Source organism: Streptomyces sp. NPDC058579, assembly GCF_042718575.1.
Classification (GTDB): domain Bacteria; phylum Actinomycetota; class Actinomycetes; order Streptomycetales; family Streptomycetaceae; genus Streptomyces.
Genome location: NZ_JBHXPI010000026.1, coordinates 82694 through 90615 on the forward strand (window position 1 = coordinate 82694; position 7922 = coordinate 90615).

A 7922-nucleotide genomic window follows, 5' to 3' on the forward strand; every position below is an offset into this window, starting at 1 on the left:
GGGGCCTCCTGCTGCCCCCGTGCGTGTCGGCGGTCACACAAGGGCAGCAGGCCCCTCCCCGAGGAGAAGGGCTGACGACCGTCTACCCGAGTAGCTTCATCGCACAAACCCGAAAGGGCTCCGGCTCACCCGAACGGGGCAGGCTCTCAGCCCGTGAGCTCAGAGTGGGCGGGTACCGGCGGGCTCACGCCCGTGAGTGCTTCCGCGTGGGCACGCAGACGGGGAGCAAGCTCGGGGTACCAACCACGGGCTACGGCTTGCAGCACCTCCGCCACGGCTGAGAGTTCGCCGATTCGGCCGGCTGGACTGTCCAGGATCGAAGCGAACTCCTTCCGGATGCGGTCCGCGACGCCTGGTACCAGCAGGCTGTTGGCGTGGAGTAGACCCGCGTCGAAGCCGAGGGGCACCAGGCCCCACCGCTCCCAGTCCAGCAGGTTCAGGGGCATGGCCGTGAGGTTGCCCCAGTGCAGATCACCGTGCCCTGACACCCGCTCCACCTTGCCCGGGACAGGGATGCCGAGGAACTGAGGGAAGGCGCGTTCTATCCACTCGTCCCGGACGGTGACTCTCACTCCGTCCGCTTCGCTCAGCAGGCCAAGCGCCCGGCACAGGTCATCCCACCACGCGTCAGGCAAGCCGGGGTCATGGTCTAGGTCTGCCCGGTCCGGGGACACAACGGGTTGGGTCACGTAGTCGAAGGCTTCCGCCTCGAACGCCCACTCGCCGTCAGTCCAGTCGTGCACCACGTACAGGCGTGGACGCGGGACAGCGTCAGGCACCAGCAGAGACGCGCCGATGATCCCCTCCCCCCGCTTCCTGCCCGCGTTCCTCTCGGCGGTGCGGCTCACCCGTAGCCATCGGTCCCCTGCCCTCCGGCCGAGGGTGACACCTTGGAATCCCCATGCCAGCGGGCCCGTGCACGTCAGGGCCAGAGCCTTCGCCGCCCGGTCGTGGGCGGCTTCCATCAGGGTCTGTACGTCCTCACTCGGAGGAGAGTTCATCGGTCACCTTCCTGAGTTCTCCGGCCGTCAGAGGGGCAGCCAGAGCTTTCGCCGCATCGTCCCAGTGCTCGCGGGTGCTCGCAGAAGTCAGGACCACATCCAGGCCGGGGCACGATCCGGCAGCTAGCAGAGCAGCGGCTGCTGGCGACAGGCCGGGGCGGATGAAGTCCACCAGTTCCGGTGTCATGGCACTGAGCAGTTCGCCGCCGTGCAAGGGAGCAGACCCGAACGTGATGAGCCCCGCGTCTTTCGCGTCCATCAGCGGTCCAACGCTGTTGAGCGCCTGTCTGATCACGTCGTCCATGATCAGGCTGACCGGCATCTGCAAGCCCGTGAGGTGGTGCTCTACCGAGCCCGCTGCCTCTCGGGCCAGGCCGAGCAGCTCGGGGACCGTGAACGCTTCGGAGGTCAGACCCGACCACGTAGCTACCCCGTAACCGCCGATCCGGCCAGCCTGGGCGTACTCCTCCAACACGGCGAACGCTTCCCGTACACGCCCGTGCAGAGCGGCACGGTCGAGGCCGTGCCCGTGGTGCTCAGGGTTGTGCACGAACACGATGTCCGCGCGGCCGAGCACGGCCAACGAACGCTCCGTCTGCCATCGAACGAAGTGCGGATCAAGGCTGTGCCCACTGGACGCCTCTTCCCGGCTGAGCACCTTCTCAGCCTGAGCGGCGTGGCCTTGCTTGCCCGTGAAGTACCCCGCCTTCGTCGCTACCCGCACGGTCGGGTACGTCCGCAGTACCGGGCGCAGCCCCTCGTGTGCGTAGCCGTGGGCGTAGTTGGGTGCCGTGTCCACCCACGGACTACCCGCAGCCAGGGCGGTGCGTGCCGCCTGACCCACGGCACGCACGCGGTACGTCCCCAGGGACAGCACGGCCGTCACAGCGCTGTCCCCACGACCGATACGACGTGCCCCTCTATGAGAGCCGAGACAAGCTCGGCCACGTCCTTGACCTCCAGTCCCGCACAGTCGGCCATGTCCCCAAGCGTGACGGGCGCACCTGTCAGCAGCGTGCTCAGTGCAGGCGCGGCCGACTCGGCGAAGTCCCACGCTGTACCGGCCGCAGAGAACGTGACCGTGCCATGTCCATCGTTCGCCGTCAGGCGGCCCCGAGAGGTGGTCACCTTGACCGTGATCCCCCGTTGTGCGGGCAACCCGTCCACGTAGGGCAGGGAGGGGATCGCGTGGCCGAGGTCGGTCGTGTCGATGGACTCCGCCCACCGCTCCACCAACCGAGGGTCCGCCATCATGTTGAGCACCTCACCGCGCAAGGCGGCGATGAAGTCCGACTGTTCCGCCAGGGGCAAAAACCGCGGGACGTCCTTGCGCAGTGCGAGAGACGACCGGAGTTGATCCACGACCCAGAGCATGAGGTCCGCGCCCGTGTGCGGAACCATGCCGAACGTCAGGTGCAGCGACTCCGTCCCTTGGTCAGCGGTGACCGCGTGCCACCAGCCGCGAGGCAGGTAGAGCACATCACCCGGAGACAGAACGATGTCGGCTACCGGGTCACCCTCGGGCGTCTCCGGAGACTCCACGTCCCGGAAGGTCGGAGCCTCTCGGGTGGAGCCGTACAAGTGCCACCGCTTCGAGCCGTGAACCTGCACCACCACCACGTCGTGATCGTCCCAGTGCAGGCCGAAGCCCTCCCGGTCGGTCCAGGACGCGTACGCGTTGGCCTGTACGGACGTGCCGAGGAACCGTTCGAGACCTTCGGCAGCCGCACCCACCGCCGGGTGGATCTTCTCTACCGAGTCCAGAACCAGCGATGCCCCGTCCCTGAGCTGGGCGTGGAATTCCGCCGGCTGGATGCGGGACCAAGAGACCGCGCGGCGGTTCGTGGTCGGGATCGCGTAGCGGTGAAGGGGGACCATCTCGCCGTCGAGGGACAGGCGCAGCCGGGGCGGCTCCAGTCGCTGCGTGGCGATGATCCGATTCAGGTCGTCCCAGGAGAACAGGTCCGCCGTACCGGCGGTGCTAGGCATGTGCGCGTAGGAGCGGTGGTACGTCCGGGTGAGGAACGTGTCCCCACCCAGACGCCCCGCCCACGAGACTTCATCGAGCATCGTGGGCTACCCCGCTAGTCGTTGCCGTCGGAACGGCCACTGGTGTTGTCGGACTCCTGCTCGGTCCGCGTCCGCGCGGCCACGATCTTGCGCTTCGCGACGAGCAGGCCACCCCTCTCGGGGGTCACCGATCCGGTGTTCTCTTCCACCATCGGACTTACCTCTCTACTCGGGAACACCCGCCGGGAATCCGGCGGGAAGAACAAGGGGTGATGCCCGCTTCACTTCGCCGAGGGGACCGTGAGCGCCACCGCGATTCGCTCGACCGCGTCAGCGCGGATCATGCCGAGATGGACGTACGCGCCCCCGCTGTGGGTCACCACGGGACGCACGCTGCTCCACGCGCTTTCGGGGACACCCAGGGCGGCGAGAGCCGCGCGGAGGGACTCGGCTGCTTCAGTCGCCTTGGCCCGCGAGTCTCTCCAGGTCTGCATCTCCATCAGGCAGCCACGGACTTGGGGCAGTCGTTGGCATGGCGATACGTGGTGAGGGGTGGCCCGGACGACCGGTCCACGACGCTGCGACGGACAGCCTCCAAGGGCTTCACAGGGCGCATGCACGCGGAGCACCTGTGCCCCGAGGGCACATAGGTCACGTACTCCACTACGCCGTGATCCGGGGCCGTCTCGTTCGCCGTTGCCATGTCGCCGCCTCCGCGTAGCTCGGTGTACGGACGACGCTAGAGACCGAGGGGCGTACGACTCCACGTTGTTGCACGGCGTTGCACAGGATTACCCGAGCGTGGAAAGCGCGTCAGTGATCAGAACCCGCGCGGGCTCGCCTCGCACAGCCACACGGGACAGCTCAGCGAAGGCCCGCAGGTAAGTACGGATCTCCCCAGGGGTGGTCAGGTTGATCTCAGCCGTCAGCGTCTCGACCGCCACTTGCCGATCGTCGAAGGCATAGAACGCTTCGAGCGGCCACACCGTGCGGCGCGCCTGCTTCGGGATGATGCCGAGCGCCACGTTCGGCCGACGCATGACAGTGAGCAGATGCTCAAGCTGGTCACGCATGGCTTCGTCATCGCAGACCCGGTAGTGGAGAACCGTCTCTTCGAGGAGCAGCGCGAAGCGGTGGTCCCCTTCACGGATCACCCGCGACCTGTCGAGCCTGGCAGTCACCGCATCGGCCACATCGTCCGGCGTCCCCTGAAACGCCGTGATGGCCCTCAGAAGCCCTGTCGCGTAACCGGCGGTCTGGAGCATGCCCGGCATCACGTTCGAGGCGTAGACGCGAAAGGAGCGGGTCCGCTGGTAGAGCGGGACAGTCTGCTCATGGACCCGCCGCATACCGTCCTTGTGGATCTGCTTCCACTCCACGTACATGGACTCGGCGTTCCGCGACGCGGCGACTATGTCGGCCGCCTGGTCGTCTGCTCCACACGCGGAGCACCATGCGCGGATGTCCGCGTCCGAAGGTGGGGTGATGCCCCGTGCGATGCGGGAGGACTTCGCCCGGTGCCAGCCGCACCGAACGGCCAGCTCATGCCCTGAGAGCCCCGCGTCTTTCATCAACCCTTGCAGGCGGGTGGCAACAGCGTTGCGCGCGGCTTGCGCGCTGGAGAGCGGGGACGAGGGCATGAGCTGACCGGTCAGGATTCAGACGGCGTACTTCTCGTGCGGGATGGCTCGCTCCCACACCGCTTCGAACGCCGACGCGCACAGCTTGGCTACATCAGGAGCTTCCGTCTGGTCGGTGTGAACCCACCGGCCGATCCCGTCGAAGATGTTGAACTGGACCAGCTTGCCGTCGAACAGCCAGAAGTCGTTGCCCGGCAGGGCAAGGTCCGAGGCACTGCGACGGGGCAGCCAACGAATCTGCTCGCCGGCCGCCACGTTCGTGAAGGTGCCTGAGTGCTCGAAGGCGATGTAGTCGCTGACCGGCTCGGACACGATGCGGGCCCGTCGGATCAGCACTCCCTTTGCCGTCACCTCCTGGACAAGGTCAAGCCAGGGACGCCACCATGAGGCCCGGTCATCCGGGTTCAGCCGGTGCCCCTGCTTCCATGCGGAGAAGCCTTCGATCTCGTTGTCCACGCCGTACCCGTCGCGCATCTCAAGATGCACGGCTGACTCCCGCACTGACCTGATGAGGTCAGAGAAGTCAGTCAGACTCTGCGACACGAAGCGCCTCCCTGAGAAGCGGGACCATCCGCTTCGGAACCCTGATCACCGACTCATGCCCAGGGATCAGAACATCCTGCGAGCTTTCGCCCGTGGTCTGCTCGTCTGCTGTCCACCCCTGGATCACAAGATCCTTCGACTCCTGGTCCACCCACACAGCAGGTGATCCGTGATCTCCGGACTCAGGATCTTTACCAACGAACCGTAAGGCCATGAGGTCCCTCCCTGTCGAGCGCGTTGCGCCTGGTTGCATGACCTTCACCCTGCTGGGCAGGGCGGGTCAAGGGCGCCCCGATCTGGACCGTTCGACAGGGGTGGTTGCTGCGCCTACGACGGAGGGCCCCGCCCGACTCTCGTCAGACAGGGCCCGAAGTCACCTACGTCAGCGGTCGACTCGACTCTCCGTGATCGGATTTCAGGGGTTCCGGAACGTGATCCGGCAGTGCTCGGCCTTGAAGGCTCGGACCCCTCGACCGCGCGGCATCAGCTCGACTCGCTCGCAGACCTGCATGACGACGGTCCGCACGTAATCGATCCGCTCGGGGTCCTCGTAGTCCAACTCCTCCCACAGGTACTCGATGTCACCCAGGTCGACGCGCACCCGCTTCGCTGCCAGGTCTGCAAGCTCGGCCCGGATCTTGGTCAGATCGGCGTCACACCTGCCGATGCCCGTCCGCAGGGTCGAAGCGTCGATGTCCCCTACAGCGAACATCTCCGCCAGGGCTGTGCGCCTCTCGGATGCGGCAGTCTCCTCGGCCAGCAGTTTGGCCTCTCGCTCCTCGTCTGCGACATCCGTGGCCGGTGCCGCGTTCCACTCCTCGGCCTTGTCGATGACCTTCCTGACCACGAAGGAGTCAAGAGCGTCGGCCGGACAGGTGATGCATCGGCCACCTGAACAGGTGTAGATGCGGTACCGCTCGCCTGCCGCGTTCTTCTTGCTCCACCCCTGAGTGGCGACGGCCTGACACTTCGAGCAGCGGACCACGCCAGACAACAGGGCCTTGCGCTTGCCGCCGCCGCCCGTGTTGCGCTCGGGATCGCTCAGGTAGCGGACCAAGGCCCGGAACATGCCCTCGGACACGATGGCCTCCCAGTTGCCTGAGCCAGTCTCCTCGGTCAGCCGCACGCGCTTCCCGTCCGGCTTCTCCACCCACTGTGAGTAGGTCTGTATTCCTGCGTTCCTCGGCTTCAAGAGGACACCCCGAAGGTTCGAGCTGCGCCACTCCTTGCCGTGCGGGGAGAGTAGCCCACGGGCGTTCCAGTCCTTCGCGATGGACCAGAGGGAGACACCGGTTAGGACATCCCGGTACGCCTGCCGTAGGGCTTCAGCCTCCGCCCCACGGTGCCCGCCGTCGCGTTCGAAACCGAAGGGGCGAGTGCTCCAGAAGGGCCTGCCCGACTCTCTACGCCGCTGGTGTCCGAGTACCTGACGCTCCACTCGCATCTCGGTCTCGTTGCGAGCCACCACAGCGCCGATGCGAGCGCCGAGACGGCCGGACGGAGTGGAGAGGTCAAGCACTCCGTGAGCCTGCGCGGCGGCCAGCGTCACACCGGTCGACTCGGCCAGGTCCACCAGATCCTCAAGATCCCAGGGGGTGCGGTACATGCGGTCGTAGTGGCGAGACACGATGGCATCTGCCTTCCCGTCCTTCACCAAAGCCTTTACGCGCTCCCACTCGACGCTTCGCTTGGCTCCCCGCTTGGTCGAAGCTGATGTGTCCTTCTCGACAATCACGGCTACGACTGACCAGCCGTTCCGGTCGCACAGGGCCTGACTCAACTCGACCTGTTGTGTCAGGTTCCCGCCCTTAGACTCCTCGCCCCTCGGGGTGGGGCTGAGCCTGGCGTAGATGATCGCTCGCACTGCTTGTCTCCTGCTTGTCGTCGCCTTGCCGATGATGCCGGACTAACGACATACATGCTTGGTGATTCACGTACGGCATGTGGCACTGCCTCAACCTGGTGTGCGGCCCCGAGGGCCATGCGAGCGGAGTTCTCCTGCGCGCGGGCCGGATCCTGACCGGCGCGGACGAGGCCCGCACCCGACGACTCTCGGCCCGCTACGACACGGAACTCGCCAAAGGCCCCGCCCGCCTGGCGACGGCCCTCGACGTGGCCCTCTCCCTGAACGGCACGGACACCTGCGCCGGCCCCGATTCCCCTCTCTCTGTCCTCACCGGCACCCCACCCCCACCTGACCAGGTCCGCAACGGCCCGCGCACGGGAGTAGGAGGGGACGGCGCCCCGCACCCATGGCGCTTCTGGATCAACGAGGACCCGACGGTGAGCCCGTACCGCGCCCACGCGCCACGCAAGAGGCCCTCTTGACCCGACTTGACTCGGGTGCTTCGGACGCCTAACGTAGGCGAGCCGCTTGAAACGGGCAGTGCTTGTTCAAGCACCTCGGAGCGGCCATCCACTACCTACGACGAACCCCAACGGGTGCGGTTTTCGGCATGCCGAAATCTGTTCCGAAAGGCTCGATTATGAGTCGCCGGGGAATTCGGCTAAAGTAGTGAACACGCCGAAAGGCAAAGGCAGCCAACAGGCCACCGGAAACAAAATCCGAACCGGAAACGGAACGGAAAAGGATCTGGTAAGGTTGGAAACACGAAAGACCGAAGGGAAAAGCCCGGAGGAAAGCCCGAGAGGGTGAGTACGAAGGAAGCGTCCGTTCCTTGAGAACTCAACAGCGTGCCAAAAATCAACGCCAGATTAGTTGATACCC

At 66.1% G+C, this 7922-nt stretch carries 8 protein-coding genes and 1 pseudogene; 1 reads left to right on the forward strand and 8 read right to left on the reverse strand.

What is annotated here, in order from left to right:
- Positions 1 to 146: 146 nt before the first annotated feature.
- The 8 genes from ACFWRO_RS25395 to ACFWRO_RS25430 all read right to left on the reverse strand — a co-directional run bounded on the left by ACFWRO_RS25395 (position 147) and on the right by ACFWRO_RS25430 (position 7058).
- A complete protein-coding gene (locus tag ACFWRO_RS25395; protein WP_384513542.1) occupies positions 147 to 1001 on the reverse strand; it encodes a hypothetical protein in 855 nt (284 codons plus the stop codon).
- On the reverse strand, positions 982 to 1887 hold the full coding sequence (locus ACFWRO_RS25400; RefSeq protein ID WP_384513543.1) for an aldo/keto reductase: 906 nt from the start codon (positions 1885 to 1887) through the stop codon (positions 982 to 984). The genes ACFWRO_RS25395 and ACFWRO_RS25400 overlap by 20 nt, the downstream gene beginning before the upstream one ends.
- Entirely contained in the window at positions 1884 to 3071 is a 1188-nt protein-coding gene (locus ACFWRO_RS25405) for a JmjC domain-containing protein (RefSeq protein WP_384513545.1), read from the reverse strand. The genes ACFWRO_RS25400 and ACFWRO_RS25405 overlap by 4 nt, the downstream gene beginning before the upstream one ends.
- A gap of 14 nt (positions 3072 to 3085) precedes the next feature.
- Positions 3086 to 3223, reverse strand: a complete 138-nt coding sequence (locus ACFWRO_RS25410) for a hypothetical protein (RefSeq protein WP_384513547.1) — start codon at positions 3221 to 3223, stop codon at positions 3086 to 3088.
- Between the two features lie 69 nt (positions 3224 to 3292).
- Positions 3293 to 3505 (reverse strand): hypothetical protein, encoded by a 213-nt coding sequence (locus ACFWRO_RS25415; RefSeq protein ID WP_384513549.1) that lies wholly within the window; start codon positions 3503 to 3505, stop codon positions 3293 to 3295.
- A gap of 297 nt (positions 3506 to 3802) precedes the next feature.
- A complete protein-coding gene (locus ACFWRO_RS25420) occupies positions 3803 to 4651 on the reverse strand; it encodes a helix-turn-helix domain-containing protein (protein WP_384513550.1) in 849 nt (282 codons plus the stop codon).
- Positions 4652 to 4669: 18 nt separating this feature from the next.
- On the reverse strand, positions 4670 to 5194 hold the full coding sequence (locus ACFWRO_RS25425; RefSeq protein WP_384513552.1) for a DUF6879 family protein: 525 nt from the start codon (positions 5192 to 5194) through the stop codon (positions 4670 to 4672).
- 415 nt (positions 5195 to 5609) lie between these two features.
- Complete coding sequence (locus tag ACFWRO_RS25430) at positions 5610 to 7058, reverse strand: recombinase family protein (RefSeq protein ID WP_384513554.1); 1449 nt, start codon at positions 7056 to 7058, stop codon at positions 5610 to 5612.
- A 65-nt stretch (positions 7059 to 7123) separates the two neighbouring features.
- Here ACFWRO_RS25430 and ACFWRO_RS25435 point away from each other — a divergent pair.
- A pseudogene (locus ACFWRO_RS25435) lies at positions 7124 to 7522 on the forward strand (DNA-3-methyladenine glycosylase); the annotation flags it as partial.
- Positions 7523 to 7922: the final 400 nt, after the last annotated feature.

What these genes read in the sequence shown, in the direction of transcription:
- ACFWRO_RS25395 (WP_384513542.1), bottom strand. Translation starts at nt 1,001, where the DNA reads ATGAACTCTCCTCCGAGTGAGGACGTACAGACCCTGATGGAAGCCGCC.
- ACFWRO_RS25410 (WP_384513547.1), bottom strand. Translation starts at nt 3,223, where the DNA reads ATGGTGGAAGAGAACACCGGATCGGTGACCCCCGAGAGGGGTGGCCTG.
- ACFWRO_RS25415 (WP_384513549.1), bottom strand. Translation starts at nt 3,505, where the DNA reads ATGCAGACCTGGAGAGACTCGCGGGCCAAGGCGACTGAAGCAGCCGAG.
- ACFWRO_RS25420 (WP_384513550.1), bottom strand. Translation starts at nt 4,651, where the DNA reads ATGCCCTCGTCCCCGCTCTCCAGCGCGCAAGCCGCGCGCAACGCTGTT.
- ACFWRO_RS25405 (WP_384513545.1), bottom strand. Translation starts at nt 3,071, where the DNA reads ATGCTCGATGAAGTCTCGTGGGCGGGGCGTCTGGGTGGGGACACGTTC.